The following is an 18052-nucleotide window of genomic DNA, read 5'->3' on the forward strand; positions in this document are numbered from 1 at the left end:
CGACCGGGCGTTCAGGCCAGCGCCCGGACGGCGTTCAGGTAGTCGTCGATCGCGTCGCGGTTGCGGGTGAGGCAGTCGATCCGGCCGCTCATCCGATCGCGCTCGCGTTCGAGGGTGGCGAGGATCTCCGGCGTCGCCTCGGAGAAGTGGATGGTGCGCGGCTTGTCCAGGCACGGCAGGATCTGCTTGATGATGCGGGTCGGTAGCCCGGTGTCGAGCAGACCGCGTATCTGGACGACGCGGTCGACCAGGAAGTCGTCGTAGTCGCGGTACCCGTTCGCCTGTCGCCTCGGCACGACGAGCCCTTCGTTCTCGTAGTAGCGCAGCGCGCGGGTGGATGTGCCGGTGAGCTCGGCGACCTCCCCGATTCTCATGTGTCGATCCCCATGTGTCCGGTCTCACTGTCGTCGGGCGGTGTCCGGGCTTGACCTTGACGTCAACGTCAGCCTTTGACGATGGTGCCATGACACGAATCCAGCCCCCGCCCACCCCCTCGCAACCGGCCGGCCCCTCGCAACCGGCCGGCCCCTCGCAACCGGCCGGCCCCTCGCAACCGGCCGGCGCCGTACGGGACGCTCCGCGTGCGCCCGACCGGCTGCCGCTGGCAGGTCTGCTCGCACTCGCGACCGCGGGCTTCATCACGATCATGACCGAGGCCCTGCCGGCCGGGATCCTGCCGGGGATGAGCGCCGATCTCGGCGTCACCGAGGCCGCGGCCGGCCAGACCGTCACCGTCTACGCGATCGGTTCGGCGCTGGCCGCGGTGCCCCTGACGGCGGCGACCATCGGGTGGCCGCGCCGTCGTCTGCTGATCCTCGCGGTGGCGGGATTCGCGATCGCGAACGGTGTCACCGCCGTGTCGCACAGCTATTTGCTCACCATGACAGCCCGGTTCGTCGCGGGTGTCGTCGCCGGTCTGCTGTGGGCGCTCCTGGCCGGATATGCCCGCCGCATGGTGACACCCGGACAGCGGGGACGGGCCATGGCCATCGCGATGGCGGGTGCTCCGGTCGCGCTGTCGGTGGGGGTCCCGCTCGGCACCTTCCTCGCGCAGCTCGTCGGCTGGCGGTTCACCTTCGGGATCATGACCGCACTCACCCTCGCCCTCATCGGTTGGGTGCTCGCCACCGTCCCGGATTTCCCCGGCCAGGCGCGGGCGGACCGCATCCCGCTCCGGCGCACCGTCCGCATCCCGGGGGTGGCCCCCGTCCTGGTCGTCACGCTGGCCTTCGTCCTGGCGCACAACGTTCTCTACACCTACATCGCCCCGTTCCTGGCACCCCTCGGCCTGGCAGGCCGCGTCGACGCGGTGCTGCTCGTCTTCGGTGTCTTCTCGCTGGCGGGTATCGCCATCACGGGTGCCTTCATCGACCGGCGGCTGCGTCGGCTCATGATCGGCTGCTCGGGCGGATTCGCCGCCGCGGCGCTCACCCTGGGTCTCGCCGGGGAGGTGCACTGGCTCGTGTTCGTCGGTGTCGCGGTGTGGGGTCTCGCCTTCGGTGGCGCGGCGACACTGCTGCAGACCGCGTCCGCCGAGGCCGCGGGCCCGGCCGGAGATGTCGCACAATCGCTGGTGGTCACCTGCTGGAACATCGGTATCGCCGGCGGTGGCGTCGTCGGCGGACTGCTGCTCGGCGGAGTCGGGGCGGGTGCATTGCCCTGGGCGGTGCTGGCCCTGCTGCTCCCCGCGATCGTCGTGACCGTCTGCGCCCGCGGCCACGGTTTCCCGTCACCTGCGGTCCGCCGGGAGCGTGAGCTCGCGGGGTGAGGACGACCCGCCGGGCGGTGGTCATGCCACTCTCGGCGGGCCCTCGGTGCCGGCACCGCGAGCGTCGCATGACGGCCTCGGCGCCGGTTCCGGCCGGGTTCGCCCGGTGAGCCCGTCGTTCTGACACGTTCTCCGCACCGTCGATCGGGAAGAGCCGGCAAAGCCGGAGCCGTGCACCGCGAAGTAGCGGTGCAGGTACGAGATCCGGGCCTCGAGGAGCCGATCGTATGCCCCGCCACGGCTGGTGGAACCCGATTCATGCTCGCTCGGCGTTGCGGCGCAGCCTGTTCGGGCCGATCTACGAGCGGGTCCACTCGAGTCCGAGGAGGGTCAGGGCGCGGGCCAGTTGCGGATCCGCGGCGTCGATCGGGGAGTCGTCGACGACGTCGATGTGCGGGCTCACATCGGGGTCGGCGGCACGTTCGTAGAGAGCCCACATACGCAGCCGGTCACCGTGGCGGGAGTCGAACTCGACCCCGTCGACCGCTGCCTGTCCGTGGTCGGTGAGGGCGTAGATCCAGTGGGAGATGGCTTGGGTGAGTCCGCGCGGCCGCCCGTCCCGGAGAGCGGCGGTGTCGAGGTCATCCAGCCCGTAGCGGATGGCCAGCGGCCGAAACACCGTCCGGAGGGTGGCGAGACTGTCCGGGTCGGCGGGCACCGCGAACCGTCCGGTCAGGGTGCCGTGGCCGAGCATCCGCGCCTCACACCACGATCGCGGAACCTGCCCGGGCGGCAGCGTGGGGTAGTGCTCCTCGTCCTCATCGTCGACGACGATCTCGTCGAGATCGGCGATCAGTTGCAGGCTGGGGCGGGCGAACGCAAGAACTTCGAGGTAGCAGGCCAGGGGAGTATCGGCGCAGTACAGGGTGCGCCACACCCCCTCGGGGTCATCCCAGCGGCCGACGAAGCGGCCGTCGGTGGCGTACTCCCACGGCGTCCACTCCCACGGACTCGGCGCGTACCCGACCCGATAGACGGGCGTACCGGTGTGGACGGTAGTGGTGATCGGGCCGCGTGGAGTGTCGATCGCCGAGCGGTGGTGCGGGTGGTTCATCCCACCGCGGCGAACTGGCGGGCGGCGGCGAGTACCTGGGGGCCGACGTCGGCGAGTTCTCCGTCGCGCAACAGCAACGCCGGCGCACGGTCGTCGAGGATCGGGTTGAGGCCCTGGAACCACGCTTGTGCGACGGCGGGGGTGTCGCGTTCGGTGATCAGCCGGGCGGCGCGGTAGGCAATCCGGAGCCGTTCGACGTCCTCCGGGTTGGCGATGGTGCGGGTGCCGGCGGCCCACTGCCGCACCGCACGCGTCTCGCTCACCCGGCCCAGGTAGGCAACCAACCGCGCGCCGAGCAGATCTCGCAACATGGACACGAGTTCGGGCTGCGACATACGAGCCGCTTCGGTGTAGGCGGCCAAGTCCGGTCGGGGATGCGCTGCTGTCATCATGATCACCTCTCGATCCCAGTATAGATCCCACATGGAATGACAGCTGGATACCATCGCGGATACCACCGTCGCCCGCACCAGGGATGGGCCCGAGCGAGGAACGCCGGGTGGTCGGCCGTTCGCGGCGACGAGCACACAGAGCCCGTGAGCAGCCGTTTCGATGGGGCTGTCGCCCGACTGCATCGGTATCCGGCTGTACACGCCACCAGGAGCCCGTGCCGGCCACCCGAGCTCCACGATCGCGGCGCTCGGATACGACGCCGTCGCCGAGGTCAACGATGAAGGTCACGGGACGGAAGTGCGAACGATGCTCACCCCCCCGTTCGACCTGCATCTGGTCTGCGAGCTGTCACGAGTCAGGTGGCGAGGGCCTTGGCCCCGCCCACCCGCCCGGTGAACCAGCGCAGGATCTCCTCGCCGGCGAGTGCACCGGGCCGCTCGGTGACCGTCACATGCGGTCGGTTCCAGCCCATCTCGTGCAGTTCGCCGTGGCACGGGCGGATCGCGTGGTCGGCGTACTCGAGCAGGTCGGTGTCGAGGCGGCCGTCGCCGGCGGCGAGCACCGGGGCGTCGGCGGGCAGCGTCCCGTCGGCGACGAGCCGGGCCCGCACCTCGGCGAGGGCGGCGGACTTGGTCACCGGCTGCGGCAGCGCATAGATCTTGCGACCCTGCTGCGACACCATCCACTGCCGGTCACCGCACCACTGCTGCCATTCGGGCAGGAAGTCGGCGGGCTGGGCGTCGAGGTCGACGACGAGGTAACAGAACAGATCGTCGGCGGTCCGCAGGGAGCGGACCCAGCGCTCGTCGATCCGGGCGCGCAGGGCGGCGGTCACCTCGTCGAGGGTGGCCGACGTCGACGCCACCCGCCGCTCGACGGTCTCCCGCCACGCCGCGTCGTCGGATCCGTCGGTCAGGATGCGCCCGCCACTGGAGACCACCGCATACCGAAACGGGCCACCCGGCAGCATGATCCGAGTGAACTGGGCCGGGGTGCGGGTGGTGACCGGAACCACCGGAACCCGGGCGACCAGCTCCTCCAGCAGGATTCGGGAATCGGGGGTGAGATACGACAGCGGTCCACCCTGATACATCTCCACACATTCCGGTGCGAGGCCGGCGAACTGCTCCTCGCCCATGGCGGTGCGGGAGAAGATCAGGGTGCGGTCGAGGTCGGTGGCGACCAGGGCGGTCACGCGTCCTCCTTGATCAGGCCCACACACGAGTACGCCAGATCGGGACGCACCTCGATCGGCACCCCGCGCTCGGCCGCGAGCAGCCGGATATGACGATGCTCGGGCAGATCCGGTGCGCTCACCAGCACCCGCCACGGCACCCGCCGCAGCAACACCCGGGTCGTCTCGCCCACACCGGGTTTCGCGAAGTTGATCGACGAGAGTCCGTACTCGGCGGCGATCGCCTCCACCGAGGCCCACCCCGACCACGTGGGCCGGCGGTCGGCGACGGCGGTCTCGGCGAACCGCATCTGCGAGACGCGGTGCGCCACGGTGTCGGCGACGGCGGAGAACCGGTCCGAGACGGTGTCGAGCAGCAGCCGCGACACGTCGTGATCGATCAGATGACGATAGAACTTGGCACCGTGGAACTCTCCGGGTCCGATGTGGTCGGCGTTGAGCACCGTCCTCGACACCAGCCCGGACACCGTCGAGTTCAGGCAGGCCGAGGCGATCAGGAAGTCGTCGCGGGTGCCGAATGTCGTCGTACACGAGCCCGGATCGGCCAGCACCGCCAGCTCGCCGTCCAGTCGCGGACCCCCGGCGGCGGCGTAGGCGTCCAGGGCCGCCGACAGCTCACGCGCGATCGCCCCCTTGCCGGTCCACCCGTCGACGAAGACCACCGATGCCGGGTCGTGCCGGGCGACGATGTGATCGATTGCCACCCGGTCGATCCCGCGGTCGCGGACGATGGAGATCGTGTAGTGCGGGGCATCGGTGCCGTGCGCGAAACCGATCCAGCGACGCATCAGGATGCCCACCGGGGTGCCGGCCCTCGCCAGTGACACCAGCGTGGGCACCTCGGCGCGCTCGGCGACGACGAGTTCGGCCACCACGCCGACCGCCTCGGCCAGCCGGTCCGCCGACGCGGTCAGCGTCTCGTGGAACAGTGCCTGATACTGCTCGCCCGGCTGATACTCGATCGGCAGGGACTCCGCGTAATGGGCTGCACCGGACTGGATCCTGCGTTCCCGCTCGGTGAGATCACCCTCGAGGGACAGATGCGAGAGGTCTTTGAGCAGCCACGTCACCTCGTCGGCGGCATAGGAGCCGAAGGCCGGTCCGTACAGCGGCGGGGTCACGGTGGTCGGGGTGCTCACACGACACCTTCCGTCTCGAGGGGCAGGGTGCGGCCGGCGAGTGCGGTGGGGGTGGTGGCCGGGACGATCGCCACGCACACGTCGTGACCGGCGGCGGTGAGTACGTCGAGCACCCCACCGTCGGCGCGCAGCAGGTCGGTGTCGGCGGGCGAGTCGATCACCAGCACGACCTGTGGCAGCGGTGCGTCGGCGGGGGCGTCGGCGGCCCGCACGTTGTAGACGAATCGCGGTGTGCCCGGGTCGGATTCCGGTGCGGTGAAGGTGAATCCGCGACGCAGCGGATAGCCCGCCTCGTCGCGGACATGGGCCGGTGAGCGCGTGGTGGTCTGATACCTGGTGGCCACCCCGGCCGCCGAGAGGCGTTCGGCCAGGCACAGCGGCAGGTACATCAGTTCCTCGTGACCGAGCACCACCACGTCACGATCGGCCGCGAGGGCGGGGGCGAGTTGCCCGGCCGCCGCGGTGACCGCCGCGTGGAACGCAGCCGTATCGGTACGCAGGAAGCCGTGCCGGCCGCCGTCGGGCAGGTCGGCGGGCCAGTCCAGCGTGACCTCGGTGACCGACCCGCGCATCCCGACCGGATTGAGCTCGGGTGCGGTCAGCGCCCACACATCGTCGACCAGACTGTCCGGCAACGTGATCTCACCCTGTGCCAGCGACACGTGGTCGATCCGCACCCCGACCTCGGCGGCGAAGCGCTCGGACTCGGCCCGGTGGGCGTCGGTGCGCATGTCCACCAGCGAGGCCACCACGTAGCGATCCCGCGGGGCGAGTGCGTGCAGTGCCGAGATCGCCCGGATCGCCGTCGACCCCGTCGAGATCTCGTCGTCGACGAGGACCAGCGGTGCGCCCGGATCGATGCGCAGCAGGGCGGCGTCGCTGGGCTGCAGCAGATGGGTGGTGGCGTGCGAATGCCCCTCCTCGAAGGTGCCGTGCACCTGCGCGTCACCCACCTGCCGACGCGTCGAGTGCAGGTACACCTGCGCCGAGATCCGCTCGGCCACGCAATGTCCCAGTCCGGTGGCGGTCTCGGCGAAGCCGATCACGGTGCTGCGGGCCCCATCCTGGGCGCCGAGGACCCCGATCACCGCGTCGCCGAGGGCGTCGGCGGCACCGCGCACCTGCTCGGGCGGGGTGGGGATGTGTTTGCCCAGCACCGTCGACACCAGCAGGTGGGCCCGACGGCGATTGCGGCGTAGGCCCAGGATCAGCAGATCCGAGAGCTCCCACCGGGCGTCGGGATCGCCGGTGATCTGCACCCCGAACCGTTCGGTCACCCAGTCGGTGGGACCCGTTGCCGCGGAGGTCGATCCGATCGCGCTCATGCGGCCACGTCCGCGGCGGTCAGCAGGTCCACGAAGCTGATCCCGGAGTTGGTCACACCGAAGGCGGCGGCGCGATCCATCACACGGTTGGCCCAATTGCGGTGGGGTTTCATCTCGTTCATCTTGTTCCCGTACGACGAGCGGGCCACGCCCCCGGCCTCGGTGGCGAGGACGTCGAGGGCGTCGTGGTACTCCTCGTGGGTCACCGCGCTCAGTGCGTGTACCGGGGCGACGTGGCGGGGGTGGATGACGGTCTTGCCGTTCATGCCGTTGGCCCGGTCCAGTGCGATCTCCCGGAGCAGGCCGTCCATGTCGCGGCTGACCAGCTCCTGGCGGAACCACACCGCGTCGTGGTCGCGGAAAGGCGTGTGCCGCAAGGTGGGCGCGAATCGTCGTTCGTGGTCGGCGAAGTACTCCCACACCGGTCCGGTGATGACGTGTCCGCCGTCGGCGCGGCCGAGGTGGTTGACCACGCTCGCGATCGCGTCGGCGGCCACCCGCACGTCGTAGATGGTCAGGTCGCGGTCGCGGCGGATCCCGAACAGCCCGCACATGTCGGTCGCACCGATCCGCACCGCGGGGACAATGTCGCGGTACTCGTCGAGATGGCTCGACAGGAGCGACAGCTGGTCATCGCGTGTCTCCCGGTGGACGATCGCCGCGGACTCCAGCACGGGCATCGCCCACAGATGCCGACCGGTCGCCGTGCCGGCGGTGCGGACGGCCTGCAGGGCGTGGATCGCGTTGTGGGCGTCGAACTTCGGGATCACGAAGCCGGTCAGCACATCCGAACCGCCGGTCAGGGACGCGATGGTCTCGATCTGCTCGGCGGTGCGCACTCGCACGAACAACAGCATCTGCCCGGCGGGGGTGCCCTCGAGTTCGGCGATCGCGGCGATCGCACTCGCGATGGCCGCCGGCTCCTCGTGATCGGCCACCGCATCCTCGAGGTCGATCACCATCGTCATCACCCCGGATGCGAACCGCCGCGAGATCACCTCGGCCAGATTCGGTCGCGTCGCCGGGACGTACAGCGTGGCACCGAGCGCCACACCCAGGCGGCGGGCATCCCAGAACTGCGAGATCGGTTCGGGCCGATGGAGAAACAGACGTTGCAGGGTGTCCTCGGCCAGGTGATGGAAATGTGCCGGGCCCTCGACGGCCGGTGCGGTGGTGTCCTCGGAAGCCGTTGCGGTCATCGCGCCGCCACCTGTCCTCTCATCCGGTTGACGATCTCGGCGACACGGTCCTCCACGGCTCGCAGTTCGGTCAGATATGCCCAGTAGTCGGGGTGAACGCGTTCGAGTCGGGTGTGCGCACGGGAGATCCGGTCGGCCTGAGCATCGAGTACCGATCCCCATTCGTCAACCAGGTTACTGTTCATCGCGAGGTGCTGTGCGTCACGCAGCCGGAATCGGACACGCTGCTCGGTGGCGGCCGGGTCGGCGCGGACCTGGCGCAGCAACTCCAGCCGGCTCAGCACGGAGTCGACGGCGAACTCCGCGGCGTCGAGATCGTCGCGGGCGTTCTCGGCGTCGGCGATGGCCTGGTCGGGGGCGTCGGCCAGGCGCTCGCGGGCCCGCGCGAGATCGGCCTCGGCGGCCTCGATGTTGCGACGGATACCGGCCTCGGCGGTCTGCAGATCCGCCGAGCACTCGCCACTGAACTCACGGCGCAACGCCGACATCGTCTCCGGTACCCGCTCGGCGCGGGTGACGATCCCGCCGCGGCGAGTATCGACCGATCGAATGACGCGCTGGGCACGCTCGGTGAATCCCGGCGCCGCCGACAGCGCCGTGTCCACCCGTTGGGCGGCGCTGATCAGTGCGTTCGCCGTGGATCGCCGGGCCGGGAGGTCGGTTGCCTGCTCGTAGGCCCCGATCGCACCGCTCAGGCCGTCGGCGGCCTGCGACACCGAGGTCAGCCGCATGAACGACGCCGGGGCCTGCTCGAGGGCGTGGCCGGCCGACGTCGCTGCGGTCCGGGCACGCTGATCGAGCACCCCGAGCTCGGTCACGGCATGCCGGGCCCGGTCGAGTTCGCGGGCGTGGGCCTGACCGAACCGTGCCATCTCGTCGGTCATCGCCACCAGGGCGTCGGTGCAGCGGGCGAACTCGTCGGCGCGAGGCGGCGGATCGGCGGCGGCCGCCCCGGACAGACGCAGGTACTCGGCGGTGACCTGGCCGTACCGTTCGCGCAGCGCAGTCCAGTCGGCCCGCACTCGGGAGCGGGGGTCGAGCTGGTGGGCCACCTGGACGGCGGAGTCGATGTCGGCGAGCGCGGTCTCCGACGCCAGGAACGCCGCCGTCATTCGTCCTGTGTACTCACCGAGGTCGGGATTCGGGCGTGACCTGGCCCCGAACCATCGACGCGAAGAGTTCCTGGGCACGCACCCGATGCTATCGACTATCTTCACCGTCGTACGCGGCCTGCGTCTGGCGGCCGCGGCGGCCGAGAGGGGTGGCGGGTGCAACTGGTGCAGCGTTCGAAGCGGGTCGTGGAGGCCCGGTTGAACAACACCGCGGTCCGTGCGTTGTCCGGATCGATGGTCGCCTACGAGGGACAGGTGAGCTTCAAGTCGGCCGGCTTCGGCGGGGGCGACGGTCTGCTCGCGGGGATGAAGCAACGGGCGACCGGCGAGGGCCTGTCGCTGATGGAGGCGTCCGGGACCGGCGTCGTCTACTTCGCCCACGATGCCGCCGAGACCACCATCATCGAGCTCAACGGCGACACCCTGCAGGTGGAGTCGCAGCAGCTGATGGTGCTCAACGGCAACCTGCAGACCAACATCACCTTCGCCGGGGTGCGCGGCGCGACCTCCGGGCAGGGCCTGTTCACCACGACGGTCAGCGGCCACGGGCAGATCGCCTTGCTGTCGCAGGGCGGTCCGCTGATCCACCTCGAGGTGTCGCCGCAGTTCCCGGTGGTCGTCGACCCGGATGCCTTCGTCTGCGCCCGCGGCGCGCTCAGCCAGTCGTTCGTCACCGACGTGACCTGGCGTGCAGCGGTCGGTCAGGGCGGCGGTGAGGCGTTCTCGCTGCGCTGGGACGGTACCGGCGTGGTCTCCATCCAACCGGCGGAACGGTAGGGCGACAACGATGTTCACCAAGGTCAACAGCAAGGTCGTGTCCGTCGACATCGGCCGCAGCGGCCCGATCGTGGCACGCCGCGGCGCGATGCTCTTCTACACCGGCAACGTCTACTTCCAACCCCACCAGGTCGCCGGTGCCCCCGGCGGGATGGGTGGGGTCGGCGGGATGGCCGGCCGGATGCTCTCCGGTGAGCACGAGTCGACGATGATCGCCCAGGGGCAGGGCGTGGTGCACTACGGCTTCAAGGGCATCGAGATCGAGATCGTCGACGTCGGGGCCGTCGGCGGGATGATCCGGGTGGAGGCCTCCCGCACCCTGGCCTACACCTCGGGCCTGCAGGCCTCGATCGTCTCGGTCGCCTCGCAGGGCGGTGGCGGCGGCGGTGGTGGCGGTGGCCTGTTCGGGTCGTTGCGCAATGCGGCCGCGGGTGCGGTCACCGGTCAGGGCATGTTCACCACCCAGCTCTCGGGGGCCGGGCAGGTCGTGATCCTCGGTCACGGCGGGGTCTTCGAGCTGGCCATCGCGCCGGACCGGCCGCAGGTCACCGTCGACCCGCAGGCATTCGTCGCATCCGCCGGGCAGGTCAACACCACCCTGCGGTCGGCGATGAGCTGGCGCAACGTCGGCCGGACCGGTGGCGAGGCAATGCAATTGGAGTGCAACGGACACGGCGTCGTATACGTCCAGGCGTCGGAGGAGAAGCTGTGAGCCAGTTGAACACGGTCTGGAACCCGATGTCGTTGCCGGTCGACGACAACATCCCGGACAACGACTACTCGTTCTGTATCGATCTCACCCAGCCGTGGTTCATGTCCAAGGGCGCGATGATCGCCTACTACGGGCAGATGAACTTCACCTCGCTGCAGCACGGACTGCAGGGAAGTCTGTTGCAGATGGTGGCCCAACAGTTCTCGGCACCGCTGTACCTGGGCGACTATGTGGTCGCCGAAGGGCACGGGAAGCTGATCATCGGCGACCGCGGCTACAACATCAACGCCTTCGACCTCGACGACGGCAACCTCACCATCCGGGCCTCGAATCTGCTCGCCTTCCAACCGCAGTTGTCGTTGCAGCAGTCCATCGTGCCCGGGTTCCTCACGCTGATCGGCAGCGGCAAGTTCCTCGCGTCGTCGAACGGTCCGGTGATGTTCGCCGAGCCGCCGCTGCGGGTCGACCCGGAGGCGCTCGTCGGCTGGGCGGACTGTCCGTCCCCGAGCCACCACTACGACCAGGTGTGGGTGAACTCCTTCATCGCCGCCGCCGGCGCCCGGTTCGGGATCAACTCCGGTGAGGAACGCCAGTTCGACTTCACCGGCAGCGGAACGGTTCTCGTCCAGTCCAGTGAGAAGGTCCGCAACGACATGTCGGTGATCCGCACCATCCAGGGGCAGATCCCGGGGCTGTCGGTGCCCGGTCTGCAGCAGATCAACCAGCACATCAACCAGCAGCTGGGGCAGCAGCAGGGGTAGGCCGCGCCCACATGTCGGCCGGTCGTCCTCGTTCCGTGGTCGGCTGTGGAGATCTCGACTCGTCTCGTCGCTGTGCGCGTGGCCGGTCTCAACCACCGTGTGGCCATTGGTGGTTGAGCACGACTCGACTTGTCGCTGCGCTCCGCGTCGGCTCAACTATCGTGTGGCCATTGGTGGTTGAGCAGGTCGTCCTCGCGCAGCGAGGCCGCCCGTCGTCGAAACCCGGTGAGATGTGCGTGTCCGCGACCACAGCCGAAGTGGTCACCCGCCGATGTTGGCCGGCGGAGGTGTCGACTCGACTTGTCGCTGGGCGGATTCAAGGGGTCAGCTCTGCGCTCCGCGTCGGCTCAACCATCGTGGACGGTGCGAGGCCACCCGGGCGTCGAAACCTCGGGCAGGTTGTGCCGGGACCCGACCGGCCGCGAGATGAACGAAACCCCCGGCACTCACCGAGTGCCGGGGGTTTGTCGTGTGCGATCGGATCTCCGCGATCAGATCTCGATGTGGTCCTTCGCGCCTTCGGGCTCGTTGCGGCGCCGGATGACGCTGGAGGCGAACGCGGCGCCGATCAGCACGATGCCGACGAGACCGGTGACGAGCTCCGGGACGTGGGTACCGATCGAGTACAGCAGGATCACGGCCAGTGCACCGATCGCCCAGTGGGCGCCGTGCTCGAGGTACACGTACTCGCTCAGCGTGCCCTTGCGGACCAGGTACACCGTCAGCGAACGGACGAACATCGCACCGATCAGGCCGAGGCCGAGCGCGATGATGATCGGGTCGGCGGTGATCGCGAACGCGCCGATCACACCGTCGAACGAGAACGACGCATCCAGGACCTCGAGGTAGAGGAACAGGAAGAAGCCGGCCTTACCGGTGGCCTTGGCCAGATCGGTCGGGCCGGAGCGTCGTCGGAGCTCGGTGTCGGCGACTGCGGCCGCCTCGTCGACGCGCGGATCGTTCTTGGCGCGTTCGTCGTCGGCCTCGTCCTCGTCCTCGCCCTCGTCGGTGTTGAACAACTCACCGAGTCCGTTGACCACCATGTAGGTGACCATGCCCAGGAGGCCGGCGAACAGCACGGTGGAGCGTTCGTCGTCGGGTGCGATGAACTCGGCGGTGATGATCAGCAGCAGCGCCGCGATGACCACCTCGAGCTGATCGAGCTTGCCGATCTTCTCCAGCGGCCGCTCGATCCAGCTGAGCCAGGTGATCTCCTTCTCCTCGAAGATGAATCCGAGGAAGAGCATCAGCAGGAACATGCCACCGAACGCCGCGATCTGCGGATGCGCGTCGGTGATGATGGTCTCGTAGCTGGGGCTGCCGTCCGCGAAGTAGGCGGCATCGCCCGGCGGCGGGTTGAGTGCCAGGTCGAGGGCATCGATGGGATTGAGCCCCGATGCCAGCCACACGATGGCGAGCGGGAACACCAGGCGCATACCGAAGACGGCGATGAGGATGCCGACGGTGAGGAAGATCTTCTGCCAGAACTCGCTCATCCGTCGCAGGACGGTGGCGTTGATGACGGCATTGTCGAAGGACAGCGACACCTCGAGGATGCCGAGGATCAGGGTCAGGAACAGTGCTGTCGGACCGCCGTACAGGAAGGCGATGATCAGCGAGAAGATCGTGACGACTATGGACAGACCGAATATTCGGAGAACCACTGGGGCGTGGCCTTTCTGGTGATGCGGTGGGCGTTACGCCGTCGATCGCGGGGACCGGCCCCGCGGACCGCGGTGGGCGCGCCGCGCTGCGACGCCCGCTGCACACGAATGCCGCACCCGGCGATGACCGGGTGCGGCATGCGTGACGTTGTCGATGACCGGGGAGGAGATCAGACGTTGACGCCGTAGTCGCGGGCGATCCCCGCGAGACCGGACGCATAGCCCTGACCGATGGCGCGGAACTTCCACTCGGCGCCGTTGCGGTAGATCTCGCCGAAGACCATCGCGGTCTCGGTGGAGGCGTCCTCGGACAGGTCGTAGCGGGCGATCTCGGCACCGTTGGCGCGGTTCACGACGCGGATGTAGGCGTTGCGGACCTGGCCGAACGACTGCGAGCGGGCGTCGGCGTCGTAGATCGAGACCGGGAAGACGACGCTGTCGATCTCCGGCGGGGTGCCGGCCAGGTCGATGTTGATGACCTCGTCGTCGCCCTCGCCCTCACCGGTCAGGTTGTCACCGGTGTGCTCGATCGCGCCGTCCGGTGAGCGCAGGTTGTTGAAGAAGACGAAGTGCTGGTCGGAGAGCACCTTCTTGGTTGTGCCCAGTGCGATGGCGCTGGCATCCAGGTCGAAGTCGGTGCCGGTGGTGGTGCGGACGTCCCAGCCCAGACCGACGGAAACCGCGGTCAGTCCCGGGGCCTCCTTGGTCAGCGAGACATTTCCGCCCTTGCTCAGGCTCACGCCCATGGTTGTCGTGCCTTTCTGTCGTTGAACGGCCAAACGCCACTCTACGTGCGATGGCCCTCACTGTATGTGAAGTGCGAGGCGACCCACCCGGGTCTGGTCTGTCATCCGAATGAACGTGGCATGTCCGATTTCGGTTCCCGGCCGGTCAGCCCAGCAGCTTTTTCTGCACCTTGCCCATCGCGTTGCGCGGCAGGGCTTCCACCCACCGGATCTCGCGGGGTCGCTTGTGCACCGACAGCTCCTCGGCGACGAACTCGATCAGCTCGGAGTCCTCGACGGCCGAGCCCACCACGTAGGCGACGATCCGCTGGCCGAGGTCCTCGTCGGGGACGCCGACGACGGCCACCTCCGACACCGACGGATGGGCCAGCAGCACGGTCTCGATCTCGCCGGCACCGATCCGGAAACCACCGGACTTGATCAGATCGGTGGCGCGGCGCCCGACGATGCGGTGCATCCCGTCGGGTCCGATCACCGCGACGTCGCCGGTGGTGAACCATCCGTCCGCCGACCACGATTCGGCCGTGGCCTCGGGTCGATGGAGGTATCCGGTGGCCAGCATCGGTCCGCGCACCAGCAGATCGCCGACACTCGCCCCGTCGTGCGGCAGCTCCTCGCCGGCCTCCTGCAGCCGGGTCTCCACACCCGTCACCGGCAGTCCCACCCAGCCGGGACGGCGTTCGCCGTCGGCCCGGGTGCTCACCGTGATCAGGGTCTCGGTCATGCCGTAACGCTCGACGATCTCGTGGCCGGTGGCATCCCGGATCTCGTCGAACACCGGGACCGGCAGCGGGGCGCTGCCCGACACCAGCAGCCGTGCCGGGGCGAGCGCGCGCGCCGACGCGAGGTCGGTGGCGATCCGCGCCCACACCGTCGGCACACCGAAGAACATCGACGCACCCGCCTGGGCGGCCGCGGCATAGTTCTCCGGGGTGGGCCGCACGGTGTGGATCAGTCGGCCACCGCGACGCAGCGGGCCGAGCACACCGAGGATCAGGCCGTGGACGTGGAACAGCGGCAACCCGTGCGCGAGGGTGTCACCGGCGGTCCAGTCCCAGGCGTCGGCGAGGGCGTCGAGACCCTCGGCGATCGCGTGCCGGGTGATCGGCACGCCCTTCGGCATGCCGGTGGTCCCGGAGGTGTAGAGGATCAGGGCGGTGGAGTCGGCCGGCGGCTCGGGATGTGAATGCCACGACTTGGCGTATCGACGGACCGGGATCGAGGGCAGTGTGGTGTCCGGCGGGGCCTCGCCGAGCCATGCCTGGGCCCCCGAGTCGGAGAGCATGTGGACCAGTTCGCGGTGCCCGGAATCCGGTGGGATCGGCACGATCGTGACGCCGGCGACGAGACCGCCGGCGATGGCCAGCACCGTCGACACGGTCGGGCGGGCCAGCACGGCGAGCGTATGGGCGCCGCGGATTCGTTCGGCCGTCGCGGTGGCCGCGCCGACGAGCTCCTCCCGGGACAGATGGTCGTCGCCGACGATCACGGCATCGGCGAGGTCGGGCGCATTGGGGATCATCGTCGGCAGCAACACAGGTATCACTGTGCCACGTGCGTCACCGGGCGGCGCCGATTACCGGGTCACACCGCGGCCACGATCTCCTGGGGCCGCACCCAGCCGTCGGCGAGCAGGTTGACCAGCAGCCGGGACTTGTTGCCGACGCTGCGCCCGACCGCCTCGTATCGCTGCACCACCCGGCGGTAGTGCTCGCGGACGGTGCTCTCGGCGACGTGATGGATCTCGGCGACCTCACGGGTGGTGCCGCCGAGCGCATAGGCCACCACGATCTCGCGCTCGCGCGGGGTGAGGCGGATGACCTGCGGGGTGCGGGTCCGGTCGTCGGCGACGTGCTGGAGGAAGGCCAGCAGTTCCGACGCCGCATTGGGGGAGTCGGTGAGATCGATTCCGTCGGGGTCGCCGGAGGCCACCCCGAGCCCGACGAACCGGGCGTCGGCGAGCAACGGATCGTTGCGGGCGGCCTCGATGTGATCGGCCGAGCGTGCGACGACCACCGCGATCGACGCCGACGTCGGCCGCAGCGGGTCGGGGCTCAGATCGGAGGTGTGCACCAGGAACGACGCGTGACCGGCGTTCTGCAACAGCGCGCACAATGCGGCGTCGGCGATGCCGCCCTCCGCGAGCACCGCCACGGTCAGGGCGGGGCTGTGGGAGCCGGCGGGTGGCAGTTCACGGCCGAGAACGGAGGTCACCGAACAAGCATTACCGCGAGTACCGCATAGATCAGGTCTCTGTTTGGCACCATCGCTCCGATTTCGAGCAGAAAACACCACCAGAGTCACAATCTCATGCGTGATTACGCATGAAGTCGCTTGATCGGACACAATGAGTGTCATGCCGAATGGTCTCCGGGTGCTGGTCGCCTCGCCGTTGGGGCGGATGGTGGCCGGTCCGCTCGCGACCGCACTCGAACGCGCCCACGTCGACGTGGCCGTCGACCGGGACGACTTCACCCAGCGGGTCGCCGGCCGGGTGCGCTACGACGTGGTGGTGGCCGATCTGGTGTGGAATCACCCGGTCACCGAGTGGGAGTTCGACGGGCTCGACGTGATCGATGCGCTCACCCGGTACGGCCGCCTGGCGCCGGTCGTGCTGGCCACGCAGGGACACAGTATGGAGCAGGACCTGCTCGACGAGGCCGGCCGCCGTCCCGAGGTGGTCGGCGTGATCGCCAAGTCCGCCGGTCTCGGCGCGCTCGCCGAGGCGGTCCGCACCGCCGCGCTCGGGCGTCGACTGCCGCCCACGCCGGTCACCGACGGGACCTCGCTGCACGAGCTGTTCGACGGCCGCCGCGGCGAGACCAGCGGCCGGATGGCCGGGGCCATCGCCGCCGGGCACGTCTCCGACAACGCCTCCCTGGCCCGCGTCGCGAAGGTGTCGCCGAACACCGCCAACAAGGTGACCAGTCATTACCTCGGTCCGATCATCCTCCGGCGGGGCGAGCACGATCCCGACATGCCGATGACCCAGGCCGCGGTCTACCGCTGGTGCGGTCTGCACGCGCGGTATCTGGTGAGCTGGTGCCGCCGCAACGGGCACGCCGACGTCCTCTCCCCGTCGAGCGGTTCCGGGCCGAACTGATCGTCGGGCCGTCACGGCGCTGAGGTCACGGCGCTGAGGTCACGGCGCCGAGGTCACGGCGAGGGTGTCATGGCGGTGGGATTGCGGGGGACGTTGTGTGTCGGCCGGCGCGGTCAGGGGCGCAGGACGACCTTGCCGCCGGCATGTCCGCCGGCCACCACCGACACGGCGTCCGGTGCCGCCGACAACGGATACGTCGCGGCGATCGGAACCACCACCTCGCCATTGCCGGCGAGTCGGATCATGCTGGTGCGCACCGAATCCCGGAACATCTGACTCTCCGGCTGCCGGCCCCCGAGTGCGATGAACCCGTCGGTCCGGGCGCGCGCGGCGGCGGCGACGGTGACGATCCGTGAGCGGTCGGCGACCAGGGCGAGGGAGGTGTCGACGGCCTCGTCGGTGCCCACGGCGTCGAGGGCCGCGGCGATCGGGATGTCACCGGCCAGGGCCAGGATGCGCTCGACGAGTCCGGGGCCGTACTCCACCGGCAGTCCACCGAACTCGCGCACCCGCCCGGCGCCGCCCTCGCCGGTGGTGCCGATCACCCGGAATCCGCGAATCCGGGCCAGTTGCAACAGGATCGAACCCACCGCCCCGGAGGCGCCGTGGAAGACGACGAGCTCGTCGCGGGCGACCTCGGCGGCACGGATCATGTCGGCGGCGGTCACCCCGGCCAGCAACAGGCCTGCCGCCTCGTCGAATCCGAGGGACTCCGGTTTGGCGAACACCGTCGACGCCGGGACGGTCAGCGAGGTCGCATAGCCGCCGTGGACACGGAATGCGAGCACCTCGTCGCCGATCCCCGCCGGACCCGAGGCGATCTCGGTGTCGGCGCCGATGGCCGCGATCCGCCCCGACACCTCGTAGCCGATCGGCAGTGGGAAGGTCTCGGCGCGCGCCGCATGTTTGAGGTCGGCCGGGTTGATCCCCGCGGCGACGACGTCGATGGTCACCTCGCCGGGACCCGGTGCGGGTACCTCGGTCTCGACGAAGGCGAAGTCGGCCAATCCGGCCGGACCGGTGGCCACCCAATGGTGTGCCGAGCTCATCGTCTGCCTCCCCATGACGTCGGTCGCCCCGACCTGTGAACCAGGGTAGGCCGAG

The 18052-nt window shown here is 69.5% G+C and carries 18 protein-coding genes; 5 read left to right on the plus strand and 13 right to left on the minus strand.

Going from position 1 to position 18052, the window contains the following annotated elements:
- Positions 1 to 11 precede the first annotated feature (11 nt).
- Complete coding sequence (locus Q9K23_RS13270) at positions 12 to 374, minus strand: MerR family transcriptional regulator (protein ID WP_020794502.1); 363 nt, start codon at positions 372 to 374, stop codon at positions 12 to 14.
- Positions 375 to 463: 89 nt separating this feature from the next.
- Here Q9K23_RS13270 and Q9K23_RS13275 point away from each other — a divergent pair, with 89 nt between their 5' ends.
- A complete protein-coding gene (locus Q9K23_RS13275) occupies positions 464 to 1768 on the plus strand; it encodes an MFS transporter (RefSeq protein WP_305950149.1) in 1305 nt (434 codons plus the stop codon).
- A gap of 298 nt (positions 1769 to 2066) precedes the next feature.
- On the opposite strand, the gene Q9K23_RS13280 is transcribed toward Q9K23_RS13275, so the two are convergent.
- The 7 genes from Q9K23_RS13280 to Q9K23_RS13310 form a co-directional block, all read right to left on the minus strand.
- Positions 2067 to 2822, minus strand: a complete 756-nt coding sequence (locus tag Q9K23_RS13280; RefSeq protein WP_020792662.1) for an RES domain-containing protein — start codon at positions 2820 to 2822, stop codon at positions 2067 to 2069.
- Positions 2819 to 3211, minus strand: a complete 393-nt coding sequence (locus Q9K23_RS13285) for a hypothetical protein (RefSeq protein WP_053777285.1) — start codon at positions 3209 to 3211, stop codon at positions 2819 to 2821. Before Q9K23_RS13285 ends, Q9K23_RS13280 begins: the two co-directional genes overlap by 4 nt.
- Before the next feature lie 359 nt (positions 3212 to 3570).
- On the minus strand, positions 3571 to 4410 hold the full coding sequence (locus tag Q9K23_RS13290; protein ID WP_305950150.1) for an HAD family hydrolase: 840 nt from the start codon (positions 4408 to 4410) through the stop codon (positions 3571 to 3573).
- The gene (locus tag Q9K23_RS13295; RefSeq protein WP_020793785.1) at positions 4407 to 5549 is read right to left on the minus strand and encodes a cysteine protease StiP family protein; all 1143 of its coding nucleotides are present in this window, start codon (positions 5547 to 5549) and stop codon (positions 4407 to 4409) included. Before Q9K23_RS13295 ends, Q9K23_RS13290 begins: the two co-directional genes overlap by 4 nt.
- Entirely contained in the window at positions 5546 to 6874 is a 1329-nt protein-coding gene (locus Q9K23_RS13300) for a phosphoribosyltransferase family protein (protein ID WP_053777226.1), read from the minus strand. The genes Q9K23_RS13295 and Q9K23_RS13300 overlap by 4 nt, the downstream gene beginning before the upstream one ends.
- Positions 6871 to 8073 (minus strand): HpcH/HpaI aldolase/citrate lyase family protein, encoded by a 1203-nt coding sequence (locus Q9K23_RS13305; RefSeq protein ID WP_020792941.1) that lies wholly within the window; start codon positions 8071 to 8073, stop codon positions 6871 to 6873. Before Q9K23_RS13305 ends, Q9K23_RS13300 begins: the two co-directional genes overlap by 4 nt.
- Positions 8070 to 9185 (minus strand): hypothetical protein, encoded by a 1116-nt coding sequence (locus Q9K23_RS13310; protein ID WP_305950151.1) that lies wholly within the window; start codon positions 9183 to 9185, stop codon positions 8070 to 8072. Before Q9K23_RS13310 ends, Q9K23_RS13305 begins: the two co-directional genes overlap by 4 nt.
- Before the next feature lie 156 nt (positions 9186 to 9341).
- On the opposite strand from Q9K23_RS13310, the gene Q9K23_RS13315 reads away from it, so the two are divergent.
- Genes Q9K23_RS13315 through Q9K23_RS13325 form a run of 3 tightly spaced genes read left to right on the plus strand, consistent with a single transcriptional unit; the run spans position 9342 to position 11435 of the window.
- A complete protein-coding gene (locus Q9K23_RS13315) occupies positions 9342 to 9962 on the plus strand; it encodes an AIM24 family protein (RefSeq protein ID WP_059036574.1) in 621 nt (206 codons plus the stop codon).
- A 10-nt stretch (positions 9963 to 9972) separates the two neighbouring features.
- Positions 9973 to 10674 carry an AIM24 family protein gene (locus tag Q9K23_RS13320; RefSeq protein WP_305950152.1) on the plus strand — a complete coding sequence of 234 codons (702 nt, stop codon included), beginning with the start codon at positions 9973 to 9975 and terminating at the stop codon, positions 10672 to 10674.
- Positions 10671 to 11435 carry an AIM24 family protein gene (locus tag Q9K23_RS13325; protein ID WP_053777225.1) on the plus strand — a complete coding sequence of 255 codons (765 nt, stop codon included), beginning with the start codon at positions 10671 to 10673 and terminating at the stop codon, positions 11433 to 11435. The genes Q9K23_RS13320 and Q9K23_RS13325 overlap by 4 nt, the downstream gene beginning before the upstream one ends.
- A 491-nt stretch (positions 11436 to 11926) precedes the next feature.
- On the opposite strand, the gene Q9K23_RS13330 is transcribed toward Q9K23_RS13325, so the two are convergent.
- The 4 genes from Q9K23_RS13330 to Q9K23_RS13345 form a co-directional block, all read right to left on the minus strand.
- Positions 11927 to 13099 (minus strand): DUF475 domain-containing protein, encoded by a 1173-nt coding sequence (locus Q9K23_RS13330; RefSeq protein ID WP_020792869.1) that lies wholly within the window; start codon positions 13097 to 13099, stop codon positions 11927 to 11929.
- A 170-nt stretch (positions 13100 to 13269) separates the two neighbouring features.
- On the minus strand, positions 13270 to 13845 hold the full coding sequence (locus Q9K23_RS13335) for a TerD family protein (protein ID WP_020794038.1): 576 nt from the start codon (positions 13843 to 13845) through the stop codon (positions 13270 to 13272).
- 145 nt (positions 13846 to 13990) lie between these two features.
- Positions 13991 to 15382: an acyl-CoA synthetase gene (locus Q9K23_RS13340; protein ID WP_305950153.1), complete on the minus strand. Its 1392-nt coding sequence runs from the start codon at positions 15380 to 15382 to the stop codon at positions 13991 to 13993.
- 47 nt (positions 15383 to 15429) lie between these two features.
- Positions 15430 to 16059 (minus strand): LuxR C-terminal-related transcriptional regulator, encoded by a 630-nt coding sequence (locus tag Q9K23_RS13345; protein WP_053777224.1) that lies wholly within the window; start codon positions 16057 to 16059, stop codon positions 15430 to 15432.
- Positions 16060 to 16201: 142 nt separating this feature from the next.
- Here Q9K23_RS13345 and Q9K23_RS13350 point away from each other — a divergent pair, with 142 nt between their 5' ends.
- The gene (locus Q9K23_RS13350) at positions 16202 to 16948 is read left to right on the plus strand and encodes a response regulator (protein WP_053777284.1); all 747 of its coding nucleotides are present in this window, start codon (positions 16202 to 16204) and stop codon (positions 16946 to 16948) included.
- 113 nt (positions 16949 to 17061) lie between these two features.
- Here Q9K23_RS13350 and Q9K23_RS13355 read toward each other — a convergent pair whose 3' ends face one another.
- Positions 17062 to 17997 (minus strand): NADP-dependent oxidoreductase, encoded by a 936-nt coding sequence (locus Q9K23_RS13355; protein WP_053777223.1) that lies wholly within the window; start codon positions 17995 to 17997, stop codon positions 17062 to 17064.
- Between the last annotated feature and the right edge of the window lie 55 nt (positions 17998 to 18052).

The organism is Gordonia sp. NB41Y, assembly GCF_030718915.1.
Classification (GTDB): Bacteria; Actinomycetota; Actinomycetes; order Mycobacteriales; family Mycobacteriaceae; genus Gordonia; species Gordonia desulfuricans.